This window comes from Pseudomonas mendocina, assembly GCA_037482215.1.
GTDB classification, from domain to species: domain Bacteria; phylum Pseudomonadota; class Gammaproteobacteria; order Pseudomonadales; family Pseudomonadaceae; genus Aquipseudomonas; species Aquipseudomonas mendocina_E.
This window is the reverse complement of sequence record CP148074.1, coordinates 2,403,439-2,419,389: the sequence shown is the minus strand read 5'-3', so window position 1 is coordinate 2,419,389 and position 15,951 is coordinate 2,403,439. Positions and strand designations below refer to the sequence as shown.

The 15,951-nt window shown below is 51.7% G+C and carries 20 protein-coding genes, 1 tRNA gene and 1 pseudogene; 14 read left to right on the top strand and 8 right to left on the bottom strand.

Annotation, left to right across the window (positions count from 1 at the left end; genetic code table 11):
- The first annotated feature begins 1 nt into the window (after window position 1).
- The 6 genes from ihfA to WG219_11050 all read left to right on the top strand — a co-directional run bounded on the left by ihfA (window position 2) and on the right by WG219_11050 (window position 4,306).
- On the top strand, window positions 2-304 hold the full coding sequence (ihfA, locus tag WG219_11075) for an integration host factor subunit alpha (protein ID WXL23898.1): 303 nt from the start codon (window positions 2-4) through the stop codon (window positions 302-304).
- Entirely contained in the window at window positions 285-641 is a 357-nt protein-coding gene (locus WG219_11070) for a MerR family transcriptional regulator (protein WXL23897.1), read from the top strand. Before ihfA ends, WG219_11070 begins: the two co-directional genes overlap by 20 nt.
- A 78-nt stretch (window positions 642-719) precedes the next feature.
- A tRNA-Pro gene (locus WG219_11065) sits at window positions 720-796 on the top strand.
- A 177-nt stretch (window positions 797-973) separates the two neighbouring features.
- Window positions 974-2,182, top strand: coding sequence for a hypothetical protein (locus tag WG219_11060; protein ID WXL23896.1), 1,209 nt, complete (start codon window positions 974-976; stop codon window positions 2,180-2,182).
- Between the two features lie 245 nt (window positions 2,183-2,427).
- Window positions 2,428-2,970, top strand: coding sequence for a Pycsar system effector family protein (locus WG219_11055; protein ID WXL23895.1), 543 nt, complete (start codon window positions 2,428-2,430; stop codon window positions 2,968-2,970).
- 19 nt (window positions 2,971-2,989) lie between these two features.
- Window positions 2,990-4,306 (top strand): adenylate/guanylate cyclase domain-containing protein, encoded by a 1,317-nt coding sequence (locus WG219_11050; GenBank protein WXL23894.1) that lies wholly within the window; start codon window positions 2,990-2,992, stop codon window positions 4,304-4,306.
- Between the two features lie 221 nt (window positions 4,307-4,527).
- On the opposite strand, the gene WG219_11045 is transcribed toward WG219_11050, so the two are convergent.
- A complete protein-coding gene (locus tag WG219_11045) occupies window positions 4,528-4,668 on the bottom strand; it encodes a hypothetical protein (GenBank protein WXL23893.1) in 141 nt (46 codons plus the stop codon).
- 1 nt (window position 4,669) lies between these two features.
- On the bottom strand, window positions 4,670-4,798 hold the full coding sequence (locus WG219_11040; protein WXL23892.1) for a hypothetical protein: 129 nt from the start codon (window positions 4,796-4,798) through the stop codon (window positions 4,670-4,672).
- Window positions 4,799-4,971: 173 nt separating this feature from the next.
- On the opposite strand from WG219_11040, the gene WG219_11035 reads away from it, so the two are divergent.
- From WG219_11035 to umuC, 3 genes are all read left to right on the top strand, one after another.
- A complete protein-coding gene (locus WG219_11035) occupies window positions 4,972-5,598 on the top strand; it encodes a hypothetical protein (protein WXL23891.1) in 627 nt (208 codons plus the stop codon).
- 120 nt (window positions 5,599-5,718) lie between these two features.
- Entirely contained in the window at window positions 5,719-6,156 is a 438-nt protein-coding gene (locus tag WG219_11030; GenBank protein ID WXL23890.1) for a S24 family peptidase, read from the top strand.
- Entirely contained in the window at window positions 6,149-7,426 is a 1,278-nt protein-coding gene (gene umuC / locus WG219_11025) for a translesion error-prone DNA polymerase V subunit UmuC (GenBank protein WXL23889.1), read from the top strand. The genes WG219_11030 and umuC overlap by 8 nt, the downstream gene beginning before the upstream one ends.
- 24 nt (window positions 7,427-7,450) lie before the next feature.
- Here umuC and WG219_11020 read toward each other — a convergent pair whose 3' ends face one another.
- The 5 genes from WG219_11020 to WG219_11000 all read right to left on the bottom strand — a co-directional run bounded on the left by WG219_11020 (window position 7,451) and on the right by WG219_11000 (window position 10,280).
- Window positions 7,451-7,894: a hypothetical protein gene (locus WG219_11020; GenBank protein ID WXL23888.1), complete on the bottom strand. Its 444-nt coding sequence runs from the start codon at window positions 7,892-7,894 to the stop codon at window positions 7,451-7,453.
- Window positions 7,895-7,932: 38 nt separating this feature from the next.
- A complete protein-coding gene (locus tag WG219_11015) occupies window positions 7,933-9,042 on the bottom strand; it encodes a tyrosine-type recombinase/integrase (protein ID WXL23887.1) in 1,110 nt (369 codons plus the stop codon).
- Between the two features lie 3 nt (window positions 9,043-9,045).
- Window positions 9,046-9,261 (bottom strand): hypothetical protein, encoded by a 216-nt coding sequence (locus tag WG219_11010; GenBank protein WXL23886.1) that lies wholly within the window; start codon window positions 9,259-9,261, stop codon window positions 9,046-9,048.
- Window positions 9,236-9,448, bottom strand: coding sequence for an AlpA family transcriptional regulator (locus tag WG219_11005; GenBank protein ID WXL23885.1), 213 nt, complete (start codon window positions 9,446-9,448; stop codon window positions 9,236-9,238). Before WG219_11005 ends, WG219_11010 begins: the two co-directional genes overlap by 26 nt.
- A 79-nt stretch (window positions 9,449-9,527) precedes the next feature.
- Complete coding sequence (locus WG219_11000; protein ID WXL23884.1) at window positions 9,528-10,280, bottom strand: LexA family transcriptional regulator; 753 nt, start codon at window positions 10,278-10,280, stop codon at window positions 9,528-9,530.
- 1,183 nt (window positions 10,281-11,463) lie between these two features.
- Here WG219_11000 and WG219_10995 point away from each other — a divergent pair.
- The 5 genes and pseudogenes from WG219_10995 (at window position 11,464) to WG219_10975 (ending at window position 14,196) form a co-directional block, all read left to right on the top strand.
- Window positions 11,464-11,868, top strand: a complete 405-nt coding sequence (locus tag WG219_10995) for a hypothetical protein (protein WXL23883.1) — start codon at window positions 11,464-11,466, stop codon at window positions 11,866-11,868.
- An 8-nt stretch (window positions 11,869-11,876) separates the two neighbouring features.
- The gene (locus WG219_10990) at window positions 11,877-12,161 is read left to right on the top strand and encodes a hypothetical protein (protein ID WXL27993.1); all 285 of its coding nucleotides are present in this window, start codon (window positions 11,877-11,879) and stop codon (window positions 12,159-12,161) included.
- A 125-nt stretch (window positions 12,162-12,286) separates the two neighbouring features.
- A complete protein-coding gene (locus WG219_10985) occupies window positions 12,287-12,652 on the top strand; it encodes a hypothetical protein (GenBank protein ID WXL23882.1) in 366 nt (121 codons plus the stop codon).
- Window positions 12,653-13,080: 428 nt separating this feature from the next.
- Window positions 13,081-13,833 carry a hypothetical protein gene (locus WG219_10980; GenBank protein ID WXL23881.1) on the top strand — a complete coding sequence of 251 codons (753 nt, stop codon included), beginning with the start codon at window positions 13,081-13,083 and terminating at the stop codon, window positions 13,831-13,833.
- A 177-nt stretch (window positions 13,834-14,010) separates the two neighbouring features.
- A pseudogene (locus WG219_10975) lies at window positions 14,011-14,196 on the top strand (metallophosphoesterase).
- Between the two features lie 671 nt (window positions 14,197-14,867).
- On the opposite strand, the gene WG219_10970 reads toward WG219_10975, so the two are convergent.
- Entirely contained in the window at window positions 14,868-15,827 is a 960-nt protein-coding gene (locus WG219_10970; GenBank protein ID WXL23880.1) for a hypothetical protein, read from the bottom strand.
- Window positions 15,828-15,951 lie beyond the last annotated feature (124 nt).

Here is a 15,951-nt window from a genome sequence, read left to right as displayed (position 1 = left end):
TATGGGGGCTCTGACGAAAGCTGAGATGGCAGAACGTCTGTATGAAGAGCTGGGCCTGAATAAACGGGAAGCCAAGGAATTGGTGGAGCTGTTCTTTGAAGAGATCCGCCAAGCGCTGGAGCTTAACGAACAGGTCAAACTCTCGGGGTTCGGTAATTTTGATTTGCGCGACAAGCGTCAGCGCCCCGGTCGTAATCCCAAAACAGGGGAGGAAATTCCGATCACGGCTCGCCGTGTCGTGACTTTCCGTCCCGGCCAGAAACTTAAAGCCAGGGTTGAGGCTTATGCTGGAACCAAGTCATAACGACGAACTGCCCACGATACCCGGCAAGCGGTACTTCACCATAGGTGAGGTCAGTGAGCTGTGTGCTGTAAAACCACACGTATTGCGCTATTGGGAGCAGGAGTTCCCTCAGCTCAATCCGGTCAAACGGCGTGGAAATCGACGCTATTACCAGCGTCAGGATGTCCTGATGATCCGGCAGATTCGTGCATTGCTGTACGATCAGGGCTTCACCATTGGTGGGGCTCGGCAACGATTGTCCGGTGATGAAGCTAAAGACGACAGCACTCAATACAAGCAGTTGATCAAACAAATGATCACCGAGCTTGAAGATGTGCTGATGGTTCTTAAGAAGTAACGACTATTCAAAAAAGTTTCCATAATTCAGAAGCTTATAGTATAGTCTTAGACGTTTTCGAAAAGTCGGAAACATCGTCGGGGCGTAGCGCAGCCCGGTAGCGCACTTGCATGGGGTGCAAGGGGTCGAGTGTTCGAATCACTCCGTCCCGACCAAAAAACCCTACAAAATCCAGTCACTTAGCGGTGACTGGATTTTTTTATTTCTGGCTCCTGCAAAATTCCTGCAAAATTCCAGCAAAACCCCTCTAGTCTGGCTGCGCGGGCATACGTTGAGTATGTCTGTCTGCGCAGGGATCGCTACCTGAATCGTTTTGGGGCAAGGGAAACTGCATGGATCGCTTGTTTGCAAGCCTGTCGCCAGAGGAACTCTATGAGCACCTTCAATCTCTGGATGATGGTGAGAGAACCATCAGGGTTGTTGGAAACAGTGCATTACTGCCTTCACTCGGCGCTGTCTACAAACTGCTTCATACCTCTCGCGAGGTGGTTTGGGATGCCATGCGGTCAGGCAGACCATCCTTGCCTGTCGCGAAGACGCTAGCTAAGGCTTGGAACACCCCAGGCGTACATCTTGGGCGAAGCGCCACCATTCGACTGTTAAGAGCAGGGCGGGACGCAGGCTTAGCGGAAGCTCTCTCATATTTCGTGGGTTTGGATTACCTCTGGCCCCGCGCCAATGAATGGACAGGCTTGTTCACCAGCGGCCTATTCTCGCAGGACGTTTCCAAGCAATTTTGGGTCGGTTTCGTCCAAGAGGTGATGCATCTCAATGCCGTAGAGCTGCACTCGGATTTGGGAAGGTTGCGGCAGTGGGATGGTTATGCCAGATCGCCGACAGTCTTTCGCTTTGGCTGTCCTGCAATGCGGGAGGCTCTGATTGGGCGCTTAGCATCTGTCTCTTCTGACGAGGAGGCGGAGCGCGATCCTATGCTCGACCGTGTGCATATTGTTGACTCTTTTGCCGTACTCATTCGCCTTCTAGCTTGGTGTGTTGCTGATTTAACAGTGGATCTTTGGGAGCAGGTTGAGCAGGACGGGATGGGCAATGATGTTCCGTTGCTGGAGCTGATACCTGTATTCGATGAAGTCGCACAGGTGTGGAGTAATCCTATGCAATCTGCGATTGATCGTCTGGCGAGGATGTCTGGATGGCAGCGCGATCATAAAGCTACAAGGTTTCTGGGGCAGCTCTGGGGGCGTGAGGGTGGTTTAAATGGTGTTGAATCGCGCATTAGGCTGCTGCGCTACTGGGTACAGCTAAAAAAGGGGCGCCCAGACTTCAAGTCTTTTCTGGGGTTGTCTAGAGTGGTCGCTGCTGAAAGGCTTTGCGCTGAGGGCCTAGATCAGGCTGGAGCAGAACAGTTTGCATGGTACCAGGCTGTCATTCTGCGGATTGCTGAGACCCTCTCTCTTGTCCGCGTAGACCTTAGCGCTAGGGGTTATACGATTTCGGAAGTATCAGACCTCGTGTCGATTTATGCACATGAGTTCTGTATCGCCCGAGGTCTCCTCGGAAAACCCGTTCAGGCGTGCTCTTAAATTTTTGAAGATTTGAATGAGAAATGGCACTCATCTTACTAGGCGCATGCACTGGAGCTGACCACCGGTTGAGAGCGATTTAACCGATGGATGTATAGACAGTACTCGGCCACGTCAGTCCGATGCAGACCAGAGGCTATAGTTATTTATTTACGGGGTTGAGGTGTGTATATTAATTATATTGTGCAATATATATTGCTAATCGTACTGTCTGAATTTTCGATAAAATATTGTATGGGGAAGTGATGTCTACTGCGCAAGATTTGGAAAAGAAGATAAAAAATCAACTAGAAGTACTTAAGCGAATTGATGCCTATATTGGTACAACTAACACAAAGTGTACTATTCTTATGTCATATTGCGCAGCGGCTACTGCATTTATATTTACGCTGCTGGCTAAGCTTGATTTTTCTACCGTAAGTATAGCTTTGATGGTTGAAATTGGGGTGTTCTCAGTCTTGGCCCTGTCTCTTGCCTTGTGGTCTATGGTTCTGGCTACAATTACTATATTTCCAGTTACATTCAGTAGGCCAGATGCTTATCAGGGAGGATCTCTTATTTTTTATGGAGATATTTCTTCGTGTGGGAGAGCGGGTGAATATTCAGACAAGGTTAATAACTCCTCGGACGCTGAATTTCTAGAAGATTTAAATGAGCAAGTTTACACCTTGGCTTCAATTGCTTCGAAAAAATTTGCTAGAATTCAATTTGCAACAGTTGTGCTCGTGCTTCATTTTTGGTGCATGGCTGCCGTTTTGATTGGCGCGGTTATATATTATTTGTTTTAGCTATGGATGGTGAGGTTTTATGTCTTCGTTGAAGGATGTTTATAAGTCATTCGATCATGTCTTTGATCGCTCTATCACGAAGAGTTTGAGAGCGACTAGTTTTGGGTTGGATTCGCTTAATGAGAGCGTACCTGCACGTCGAATGGATAGTGGCGAGATGCTTTCTAATGCCAATGTTGCAGAGGCAGAGTTTGGTATTCAAGAAGCTATTCGTGGTTTGTTCGGCAAGAAGCGAACAAATGCGCACAGTATCGGAGGGCATCCTGATTTTAAACATCTGACTGCGCCGGGTATGAGCGAATACGGATTCAATGTCTCTTTGTTTATGGATATTAAGGGTTCAACGAAGTTGGGCTTGATCTATAGTCCTGAAGAAGTTTTCTTCATAAAAAATACGATAATTCGTTGTGCAATTGAAACTATCCGGGCTTTTGATGGCCATGTTCACCGTATCATGGGGGACGCTGTTTTGGCTTTCTTTCGGGCCGATGGTGTTTCTGCACGCAATGCGGCAATTGATGCGGTCAACTGTGGTTGCTATCTCGTAGAGTTTATGCGGCAACTTGTAGCCCCTAAATTACGGGTGAATAACGTTGATGACGATGTTGGAATTCGTGTTGGTGTGGATTATGGGAAGCATGACGATGTCCTTTGGGGTATGTACGGGTTCCAGGGCTCATCAGAGGTTACGGCAACCTCTTTTTATGTTGATGTCGCGGCAAAACTACAGCAGAGCGCTCCTCGCAATAGGGTCATGATCGGCGAGTCTATTCGGTCACTTCTGGATATTCACGATGAATTGACTGAGCTTAAGCGTGTAAATGGCGGGGAGTCAGTCGAGCGGTACGTAATGCCGAATTATACCGGTGTCGATGGGCGGCCTGTGAATTATAAGAAATATGTTTTAAAGCAGGAAAAATACTTCGCCTTATTACCTAAGCCTGAATGGCAGGACGCCCCAATAAAAATATCAGCGCTGATCAAGCCTAAGGAAAATATTGTTTATTCAAATCCCGATGCTTACCATGCATGCTCTCGTGGGTTACCCAAAGGAGTAGGGGTAGATTTTAAGGCTAAATTTTCCCTCCCCTATACCATTGGTAAGGTACAGGTACGCTTTAGGGTGAAAAATCATGGAGTAGAGGCTGGTGATGAGCTCACGTATGAGAAAGATGTTGATGCACAGTACAATCGCGAGCGCGGAGAGTATTGGGCAAGCTACTGGAGAGGAACGGCCTATACGGGCCTCCATTACATGGGTGTAACTGTCCTGGTCGATGGAAGGGTTGAATATAAGGAACAGGATTTTGGCGTTTATATCGGTGCCCCGTCCTGATTTCATTTGCTTTTACCGTCAATGGTATGGATAAAGATTAGTTAATTCCTTATCCCCATATCGATCAAAGTTGTGATTGTGCTCAACCTATATCATCTGTCGAGACCATTTTAGAGTCTTTGATAGTCGGGGTTCGGTGTGTTTACAGACTGCGCTTAATTTCTTGATCTTAGTAGAAAGGGGCCGCAATCTTGAAGCCCCTTATTAACTGTCAGATAGCGTTATTTTTGTTGATTTGGGTTGAGCTGTTTTCCTCGATTACCCTGCCTTTTGTCGTAGAGGGAGTTCGTGCCTTTTGTTCCTTTGTTTGCGTTTTGCTGGTCAGCTTTAGCGTCTTGGGGGGCTTTGTAGGGCTTGGTCATCTTACTGATCCTCGTCTGAGCGGTCTTCCCAGTCGTCCGGGCGCTCGTCATAGCCACGCGACTGCCAGTACGCATCGTTGTTTTCATTCAGTTGATTTGCATGGTTGTCGCGGTCGCTTTTATCGCTCATTGTGATTTTCCTCTAGGAGTCAGCCTGCCTAAGGCCTGTGGTGAAGGCGGGCTCAGTATTTGTTCGCTGCTGGTGGCTTCGATAGGGAACTGACGAGGAAATTTTCTGCTGAGGCGATAAAGCCGTATCACTCCGAGGATCAGATGTATCACCGACCGATTCATGATGAGGTCATGAGCCGGGCATCACGCTTGGCCAGCGACTGCCACCCACTGGTAGCTGAGCGTCACGCAGAGGCGCTGGCTCGCTACGCCCGGGTGACCTCTGCCTGCGATGCCCTTGAGTCTTTTCTCGGGGCTCGCCCGCGAATGGATGATGATGTCTTCGCTGTGCTAGCGCAGCGTCGCGCAGAGATCTCTGATTTGATCGCGCTGGCTAACCTCGACGCCTACGAGCAGGAACTGCCCTCTGGCTTGTACTTGGCAATACCGTTTTTCCCGCGGTGCTCAGACAAACAGCCCGTATGGCTGGTGAATCGAACAGCGAAGCCCATCACCTATATCTGCCGGTCACTGTATGCGTATGCGAGCACAGATGATGGTGTCGATGAGTACCAGGCAGCAGGCTCTGCGTTCAAGGATGGGATTGCAGTTTCTGCCGTGATTGCGCCGGGCGAGAGACTGCAAGTTGATGACTACTCAATGAGCTTCGACGGTGACTTCGTCAGTAATCGCCGTATCGTTCTGACCATTGATGGTGAGCGTCGCGAGTGGTTTGTCAGTGTCTCGAAGCTTGGCGGCTACCTCTGGGATAAGGAGCTCCATGGATTTCATGCACTGAAGGATGTCACTGAGCGCTAACCTAGCAGGTGCGAGATCAGGCGCCGAGCTGGGGCAGGACAGGCCCTGTTCTCATACCCTGGCTATGCAGTTTCGAGATGTGCGATATACTGTTTATATGTACAGTATTCGGCATTTATCGTGGACAGTATCACTATCCTGGGCTCAGTTTCTCGAACGACCGCCTCCCTCCCGTTCTACCTCCCATCCGTTCCAGCAGGATTCCCTAGTCCTGCCCAGGATCATCTTGAGCAGCGTATCTCCTTCGATGAGCTTTTTCAGCTGCACCGCCCTCAGCTCTACGTGGTGCGCGTAGCAGGCGATAGCCTGCAAGGGCTCGGCATCCTCGATGGCGATCTGGTGCTCGTAGACAAAAGCCTAACGCCTCGCCGTGGCGATGTTGTGGTGGCTTGTCTCAATGGGGAGTTGCTTCTGAAGATACTGAGTGGTGACCAGCATCAGATCATCCTGGCGTCAGCCAATCCTCAGTACCCACCACGCTATGTCTTGGAAGCGGAAGACTTTCAGATTTGGGGTGTGTATGTAGGGCTATGCAGGGCAGGGCGGGCCCATGCATGACCGAGTTTTTGCTCTCATTGATTGCAATGCCTTCTATTGCAGCTGTGAGCGCGTGTTTCGCCCAGCGCTGGCGCGGACACCCATCGTGGTGCTGTCTAACAACGATGGCTGCGTAGTCAGTCGAACCGCTGAAGCCAAAGCGCTGGGTATCAAGATGGGGGCGCCCTGGTTCCAAATCCGCCGAGCTTTTGAGGCGGCGGGTGGTGTTGGTTTTAGCTCGAACTACGCCCTGTACGGTGACATGAGTGAGCGCGTGATGACTGTCATCGAGAGCATGGTGCCTGCTCTTGAGGTGTACAGCATCGACGAAGCATTTGCTGAGTTGACCGGCGTTCTCCAAAACCTTGATTCGATGGGGCGAGAAATTCGGGCCAAGATTTTGGCTGTTACAGGTATCCCAACGGGGGTGGGGATTGGGCCTACCAAAACGTTGGCAAAGCTCGCGAACTATGCAGCGAAGCGTTGGCAGAAACAGACCGGCGGGGTAGTGGATATCACCGATTCGAGCCGACGAAGCAAGCTATTGGCGGTGACTCCGGTACAGGAAGTCTGGGGTGTAGGGGCTCGATTGGCTGCGCGGCTGCATGACATGAATATCAAAACAGCCGCCGATCTCGCTCATGCAGACACTGCGACATTACGCGCACGCTTTAGCGTGGTGCTCGAAAGGACTGCGCGAGAGCTCCAAGGCGTTCCTTGCGCAGAGCTCGATGATGCTGCGCCGCCGAAACAGGAAATTTGTTGCAGCAGGATGTTCGGGGTGCGGTTACACGAGCTGGCGCCAATTCGGGAGGCGGTAGCCGCATACACAGCCCGGGCCTGCGAAAAGCTTCGGGCCCAAGGCTCGGTATGTAAGCGTGTGCGGGTCAGTATTCGCACTGGCATGTTCAATCCCGATGAGCCGAGGTTTGTCAGGGGGGCGCTGCTAGAGTTGCCGTATCCGAGTGACGACACGCGTTTAATAACTCGCTTGGCCCTAGAAGGGTTGGAGCAGATTTATCGCCCAGGATTTGCCTTCTCAAAAGCCGAAGTGCTGCTGCTCGACTTGTGCCAGCGAGGGGAGTTCACCGGGGATCTGTTTGCGCCCATGCAGTCCGCGGACTCCCAGAAAGTCATGGCGGTGCTGGATGCGATTAACAATAGATGGGGACGGGGCACCCTTCGCCCAGGTGGTGTACCGAACTCGCCTGGTTGGGCTATGAAGCGTGAGCTGTTGAGCCCGTGCTACACCACGCGAGTCGACCAGCTTTTGGCGGTTAGAGCCAAGTAGCAAGGAGATACCTGCCATTTGAGGCTAGATGCTTCCCCAGGGGGCCATGCACGGAAGCTGGGCCACTCGACGAAACATTGCACGGTGACTCTGCTTAAATCCGCCACGTGTCCAGACGGTCAGTCTGAAATTCTCCCGTACCGCGTCAGCTGGCACTTGCAGAGCTTGTTCGGTGCCCATGGACAGCGCATAGGGTTGATCGCTGAAGTCCTCAAACAGAATCTCCAAACCGTCTCGACCACCAGCGTGGAGCATGGGCCCGCGAGAGATAATTACATGCTTCGCTGTTTTCATGTCACGCAGTCCGGGCTTCATGGAATCTGGCAGTAGAAGTCGAGCGACGCCGGCATTCCACGACAACAGCGCGTATCCGGAGTGAAAATACTCGGACTGCCAGTAGTTAGTGTGTGTGATCAGCGGGCCATCGTTGGCGATGGTGATCATTCCGTGTTGGGGCTGTGCGTTCATTAGTTTTCCTTTCAGTTGTTCAGTGTGTTTGTTGCGGCCTAGTCGTCTGTGAACTCGCTGATGTCTAGATCGGGGGAGACCTCAACCCATTCGGCAAACTCGTGGCCCTTGAGGTAGTTCAGCGTCATGTCGGGGCTGGCGTGGCCTGCGATCTTCTGTGCGTCTTTGCCTGCCATCTGGTACATCTTCAAAGAGGTGCCCCGGATCTCGTGCAAGCCGGGCATCTCTTTTGCTGTGTAGGTCGGGTAACACTGAGCCGCGTCTCGGGCTTTTTTAAACTCGGTGCTTAGGTAGTGGCCTGTGATTTGAGTGGGATGCTCTTTGTTTTCGCAGTCACGCTTTCGATCCGGCTGGCGGTGAATTAAGAAAGGGGACTCCACCTCATCACGGCACTGATCAATAACCTTTTGAAAGGCAGGCGTGATCTCCATCTTCAGCCAGGATGCGTCAGTTTGATCGCTGGTTTTCTGCTGGATGACGTACATGTAGCCATCTTTGATCCCATCAAAGCGCAGATTCAGCAGGTCGCAGCGGCGTTGCGAAATCAGCAGTGCCAGGTCGATGGCATTCTTCAGCCACATCGGTGCATGTTCGCGGATGGCCTTGATACCTTCTTTGGTGTGACGCTTTCGCACTTTGCGCTCATTGCGTTTAAGGGTTTTTTCAGCCACGTTGCTTTCTACTAGGCCACGCGCAGCGGCTTGGTTAAACAGGTCGATGATGCGTGCTCTAGCCTGATTACTGGCGCGTATAGAGTCGATTGCGCTTAGGAAATCGCTGATTTGTTTGAGTGACACCATGTTCAAGGGCAGGTGACCGAAGGCGTTGTCAATTTGCTTCAGGCGAATCAAGTAGTTCTCCTCGGTGCTTTTCTTGAGATTTCTCTCCGGCATCACTTTTTCTTTGTACTCTTCAATAAATGAAGAAACTGTCAGTGTGTGATCAGCCATCACCGCTGCAATCAGATCAGTGTTAACCATCAATTTCGCATTCAAAATTTGTGCGCTCTTGATGGCTTTCTGACGGTCAAGGCCGAAGTTGTGCCATTTGTTCTTGATAGTGTCTTTATAGCGATAGGCCTTGGTGTCTTTGCTGTAATACAAATTCAGGGGCAGTTCGCGATTAGCTTTTTTCCGTGGTCTAGCCATTGATCACCGTCCTGCCAGCACTTTTTCAACGAAGTCATCCGCGTTTTGCGCTTGGTACTCGCTCCAGTCGACGTACCAGTTGCCTACCACCTGCTTGCCCGGCAGCTTGCAGTTGAGGAGGTGATTGCGGATTGACTGCCGACTCAGAGGCGTACCGTTCTCGCCCCACACTCGACGTTGGAACTCTCTGATGCTAATGAGCTCTTGACTGCTGCTCATGACCTTTCCCCCGACCCACCTCTTCACCATCGAGTTGATGGCTTATCCATCGCTCGATCTCTTCACTGTCCCAGCCAACTCTGCCGCCACCTATCTGGCGCTTCTGGGGAAATCGTCCTTGGCTCATCCATAAATAAATGGTGCTGCGTGCTATCCCGCATACGTGGGTCACTTCTTTCAGTCGCATGATTCGGCGCATTAACGATTCAATTCCTTTAAATGATTTGCCTTGTAAGCGTTAAAACGATTGAATAGGGCAAAAAAAATCAAAACCTCTGAAGCCGACTAGCAATGACTCCTGCAACGCGCATGCTGGCATCTAAGGGGTGTAGCTCTTCCTCGCCTGCGTTAATCGCGAAAAGCAGAAACTGTCCGCTCGGGGTGTCCATGACACGGCCTAAGCGAATTTCGTCATCAACGCGTACGACAACGATGTCTCGACCGGCCTCAACAGGAGCGTCTGGTTCAATCAACAGAAAGTCATCTTCACGCAAATTTGGAATGAAAAAGTCTCGGGTAGCGCGGAGCAGAAATGCACGCGGGCTATACGGGAAAGGCCACTGAAAACGACGTTGCTGTTCCAGATTCTGCTTATAAGCAGTATCGGGGTCGAGCAGGGATCGAGCTGTCCAAGCCAGTAGCTTCAAGCCAATGGGCTGCACCGTGTCAGTAGGACTGATCTCGGATTGCATATAAGCAGCGCTCTGCTCCCCTGGCACCGCATCGCTGAGCATCCGCTGAACAATCTGATCCGCAGCTGAAGGAATAGAGCGCAAATTACTACGCAGCAAGTCCATGGTCTGTTCATGGTTATGGCCGCTGTCCAGCCATTCGGCAGGTACGTCCAAAGCCTTTGCCAGGCTCACCAGGCTGCGAGAGCCTTTGTTGCGTCCTGCCTCAAGCGAGGCAAGGCTCGACTGCGCCACACCGGCCCGATCAGCCAGCTCCTGCTGGGTCAGGCTGCGGTATTTACGGGCATAAGCAACACGCTTGCCGACGCTGTCGAGATTGAGAGACATGATGGTTTCCTTAACCGATGGTGCAGATCATATGGATCTCTCAATTGCGTGTCAACCCGTATGTGATAATGATTTAATCGTAATTGAGTGTAGCGTCTGGAATGCCCGTTTTAGAGCGGGTCGCGTCTAGTAAGACCGCTCAATTGGTGGCTGGCGGCCTGGGGCTGAACCATTGCATGCCCTGAAGGACATCCATTGTTGTGGTGGTGTTGATGTCCTGTAGGTCATCGATCCACAGATCAAATCTGCTGCCCTTAAGGCCATCGGTTGGTAATGCGCCAAGCAGAGACGTAGACCTTATGGCTTCAAGGCCATCGCATGGAGGAAGGTCAATGCCCCGCAGGTCATTCATCGCAGTGGTGGCGCGATGACCTGTAGGACATCAAGCCGCAGAGAGGGGCGAATGCCCTACAGGTCATCCGTCGCAGCGGAGTAATCGATGACCTGTAGGTTATCGAGTGACAGCCCTCATCTGATGCCCTGTGGGTCATCGCCTAGTTTCAGGTGCAATGCCTCGCAGGTCATCGCATGGCGTAGGGCAATGTCCCGCAGGCCACCAATCCGATGCCCAGGGTGATCACCTACAGGTCATCAATTCGCCACACGAAAGCGATGCCCTACAGATCATCTGTGGGGCGGAGGTGGGTCAGGAGAGAAGACTGATTCAGTGGCAGGACGGTAACTGTGTCGGTAATGGGGCCTGCTCCTCACGCGCGGGCGAGGCGTGTGCTCGTTCGCAGGTGAGCCTGATGCAGTGCCCTCGCACCCGTGCGAGGGGCTTCAGGGCGAGGGCGCGGTTAATATCAAAAGTATGCTGAATTTATATTGGCAGTTAACTTGGCTGAAACTTGTCAATATATATGTATTATAAATACGGCATGAAAAAAGTTTGCTGTTTAGGGTTGACGAGTATGCACTCTTTGCATCTATTCTATTTGCACGTTGTGGCAATGGAGTCGGTAGGGTGAGCAAGCAGATCGACGGGAAGGGCGGATAACCAGGGTGGTTTAGGGTTAATAACTTTAAACCGCATTTCCAGTTCGCTGATTAATGCAGGCGAATTCGTCACTGCGTTTTCATTTGGGGCATCGATCTCTACGCCTTGGGGCAGGTTATCCAAGGCAGGCAAGTTGCACCCTGAATTCAGGTTAGGCGAGATATACCGGGATAGCTGGGGTGGATGATGAGTGAGTTAAACAAGATTGCAGCGTTGTTACACGGCCCTGGCGAAGTGATGCCTGGCATTCAAATGAGCTGGGAGCAGGCGCGTGCGCGTGTGGAGGCCAGAGGCCGTGCGTCTTGGATGGATTTTTGTGTAGTCGAGAACTGGAATTGGATTGATCTCACTCTTTCCGCAGAGGCGCAAGAGAAGTTCCGTTCCGCTGGTTTGCAGCCGGTAGTGCTGTATGCACATAACGTTTTGTTTGATAGCCGGCGGCGATTTGATGTCGGCGATTGGGTGCGCACCACGCCGTTGGTGAGCTTTAGCGAGGATTGCTTCTTTCAGACGCGTAACACGCTGTACGTGTTGGTCGGAAACGGCCAGCGCAAGCAGGCCGAGTTTGCAACGGTCATGAGCATTTTTTGAGTGAAGTTATGGCTACCACCGATCCGTTACCCGAGGCGGTGTGCTGCGATCTTTGCGGGAGCGATCTACGCATGCCGGGCTATGGCCAACAGTCTGGGCTGCTGCACGCCAGGTGGGGCTATGGCTCGCGGCATGACGGTGAGCATTACCGTGTCCAGTTGTGCGAAGCCTGTTTCTTCCAGGTGCTGGCGTACATCCGGCAAGAGCGTCGGGTACAGCGTCTTTTCGATGAAGAACCACTGGATGATCAGGATTTTGGGCTGATAACTCGTGGAGATTATTGGGGGATGTGAGCGGTTAATAGAGCGGGTTAGATATTTAATGACTAGGGGTGATAGTTATGTTCAGGGCATCGCGTGACTGGATGGCTAAGAGGGGTGAGATTCTCGAGCCTGAACCAGGGTCTATGTATTTTGGGATGGTTGAGCTGGAGTTTGCATTGCCGTGGTTTCATTTACGAGTAGAGATTAAGGCAGAAGACGGAGTTTACTACACACAAGTGTTGCCCAGCGGTATTGAAGAGTTTAAATGTTTCATGAAGTGGGCTGGCCTTGATGAGAGAGCCCTATCCGTTAAAGCTCAGGTTATGCTGCCCATGCATATGACCGGGCGTGATGAATGGACACTGGAACCCTTAGTAACACTTCATGAGGTCACAGGAGCCGATTTTAAAACCGACTGGTTTTTTACCGTGCCCTCGGGTGCTGTGTTTCGTTATGGGGATGGCGCAACACTCGCTTTGGAAAATGCGCTGAATCCACTGCTGATCTATCCGCGGTTCTGATTTCACGTGTTGCCCTGTCCGCTTGGAAGAGGTCGCCGTGGCCTGGGCCTGGCAGGGCATTGCTCCATTTATGGTTACGGTTCTACCCGGCTCGCACACAGGCTTCGATGCCAGCTGAGACTGAAGAATGAGCGCCTGTGCTCAGTCAGGAGGATGTCGTGATCAACTCGCGAGGTTACCCAGGTGAGGGGCCGCGCTTGGATACAGCGCTGGTCGACCAGCTCGTCGGGATAAAGGTCGTATTGTTCACATGGCCTCATCGTCGCAAGAGTTGAGATCCTCACGAAATACGGGGTTAGCCAGTACTTAGAAGCAAGAAGTACTCGGTCTGAATACTAAGAATAAATATATAGCGCTCTCAGCATAAGGGCGTTGACTTCGCTCGTTCTCAAGGCGCAATTATATATAAAGCATATAGGGGAAATGCCATGCGCAGAAGCTACGAAATCAATTCTAAAAAATGTCACTTCTATGAGGGTGAAAACGAGATTGGTCATGATGTTTCAGACCTTTTGGATCTGCTGAGCATTCCGGTGGAGGCCCAGGGGGCTGTTCTATATCAATGGAAGGGCAGGATCACAACATACGTGGATGAGGGAAGTGAGGGGGGTGTAGTTTATTTAATTCCAGAGAGTGATTTAAAGGCGTTCTTAAAGAGTGCCATTGCAGCCAGCACAGAGAAAACCATTGTAAATGCTGCGTCGTTATTTGCAAAAATAACTCAAGAGCGCCTGGACTCAATTGTAGGGAATGACTCCCCTCAATTATCACACTCAGACCCCGCAGTGCGCAGCGCGATGCTGAAGGCGTCGAGAAATGGGTTTATTAGCTTTTATGATGATATGGAGGTTTATGCAAAGAATAAACTATTAAGCCCCGAACAAATTAAGGAGTGGAGTCGAATAAAGAATCTTCTGCCAGATAGAAAGGGGGCTATCAATGATCGGCATCTTTACGCGCTGATTATGTTGATCGCTCCAATTTGGCCAGATCCCAAGAATGCCAGACAGTATGCTTTCGACAATAACTACCTGATCATCCAGACTATATTGCTTAACGTTTATAAATTAGACGGATTTAGCAAGTCTCAGAAAGCATTAATGCTTCAGGAAGTCGTGCGGCAAATCGGACAGAGAGATCAAGCGAAAGGAGAATTAAAGAATGATCAGCCAGAGCCTTGATGGCTCCGCGTTAGGCTCCAACGATTAAATAATCAGCTCAATCTCAAGCGGCTCTCTCTTGTCACGTTCGGAATGAGAGGCTGGCTTGAGGGGCTCGGAAAATGCCGATCACTCCTGCAAGACAGATTGATTTCCGACACTGATTTCACGTGTTGTCCTGTGTGTTTGGGAGCCGTAATGCGTATTCACGTACTGTCAGATTTGCACCTGGAATTCAGCCCCTTTGCGCCTCAGGTCACGGCAGCTGATGTGATCATTCTGGCCGGTGATATTCATGTCAAAGGCCGTGGTGTTTCTTGGGCCAGGCAAGCCTTTGAGGGGCCTGTGCTGTATGTGCCGGGTAACCACGAGTTTTATGGCGGCCTTTCGCACTGCGCTGTGCATTACAAGATTGCCGGCACGAGCGGTGTTTTCAATCCACGAGGTTATCCAGGTGAGGAAACTGGCTTTGATCCAGCACGGGTGTTGACGCTGTGAGCTGGGCGAGGTTGTCACCCGCGGAGCGGGAGAAACTAGCCTGCGCGATGAAAATGGACTTTGGGCGTCCTGTTACGGCGTATCTGACCAATGCGATGTTTGTGGCGGGCTGCTGTATCGGGAGGGTGCACCACCACGTTCAGGGCGATGTGATGGGGCGCTTTCAAGACGGTCACCGCATCCGAACGTCAGACGTAATGAAGGCAAATCAGTGCGGCGAGTACTGGTTGCTTCGCACGCGCAGCGGTAGTTTGTATGTCGTGCTGACCTTCGGTGAAGGAGGGCGGGCTTCACTCGATCTGCTTCTCGAACTGCGGCGACGTGGAATGCATGACACCCCAGGTCGCCTTCAGTAGCGGGCATCGCTCGATGTGAGCAGACCATTCCTACCCCGAACAACCTCAGCATGCTGGCCAGCCCGAGTACTTAGCTTCGCTCAGGGCATCACTTGAACGAAGGAGGACGGTAAGTGACCCGCAGGGGCGCAATTATTCCTCTCGGTACCCGCATCATGGGGTGTCTGCTGTGGTAAGTCTGGATCAGCAAATATGCATCACTTACTCAACCGTACATGACGGCATCGGCGGGCCCAGGTAGGTGCCGCGAAGTGTCATCCGGTCAAAGCTGTAGACATGCGCATGTGGGCTTTCGATACAGCGACCAACCAGCGGAAGCTTTTGATCTGGCTTGCCAGGCTGGAGCTCAATATTACTCCCGCAAATTGGGCAATCTGCCGAAAAGCGTACCAGGCGCGTCCAGCGGTAGCTCTCGTGGCGGAACATCTCAAGCTCGCAACTGGCTTCTTTGAAAGCGGAGACCCAGAGCGGGGCTTTGACGACACAGTTGTCAATGACGCGGAACCAAGGCGAATAAACCTCCCGCCAGATGAATACAAACCCTGCAAGACTCAAGCATAGGGTGATCAGACTGCCCATGTTAATGGGCCCCTCACGCAGGCCCAAACTCAGCAACATGATTCCGAGCAGGGCAACCCATAGTGCGCTGCCCAAAAGGATGGAGCTCAGAAAACTAATGCCCCTGATGCTGAGATTACGCATCTCCCCATGACGTAAAAATGGCCAGGCGGCGAGTGAGGGCTGGATGGCGCCCTTGCCAGAGCGTCGATAGAGCAATGTGGTTGATGGCTCGCTCTCAATCTCAGGGGATTCTGCGGCGGCATGCTCAGGAGCTAGTTCCAGCCAGTAGAGGCTGACGTTGCCTCTGCCACCACCAGGTTGGTAACCCAATTGAAGCCGAGGCTCCAAGGATGAAGGTTGAGCCAGGCGAAGAGCGCGACGCAGGATCGCAATGGCCGGTACCCAATCCTTGGGTTCCATGTCTTGCTCTGAGGCGGTACCGCAACCTGTAAGCAAGGCCTTGGCCTCGAAGCGCAGTTTCTCAGTGGAGTCAGGCCGAGCGAGTCCCTCATCAACCATGAAAGACAAGATTTCATAGGAGCGACCGCGTGCCGGATTCTCTTTCAGATGCTGCTGAAGACGCTGAAGTGCTTCGATCATGCACATCCCTATGTTTTTGAAAAATATGAGGTTTAAACCGGATTATCCGGATTAAGGCGGTTCTGGGCGGTTTTTCTCCGCGCTTATTTTCACCCTGGGGCCTACTCAACTCCAGTGGAATGCC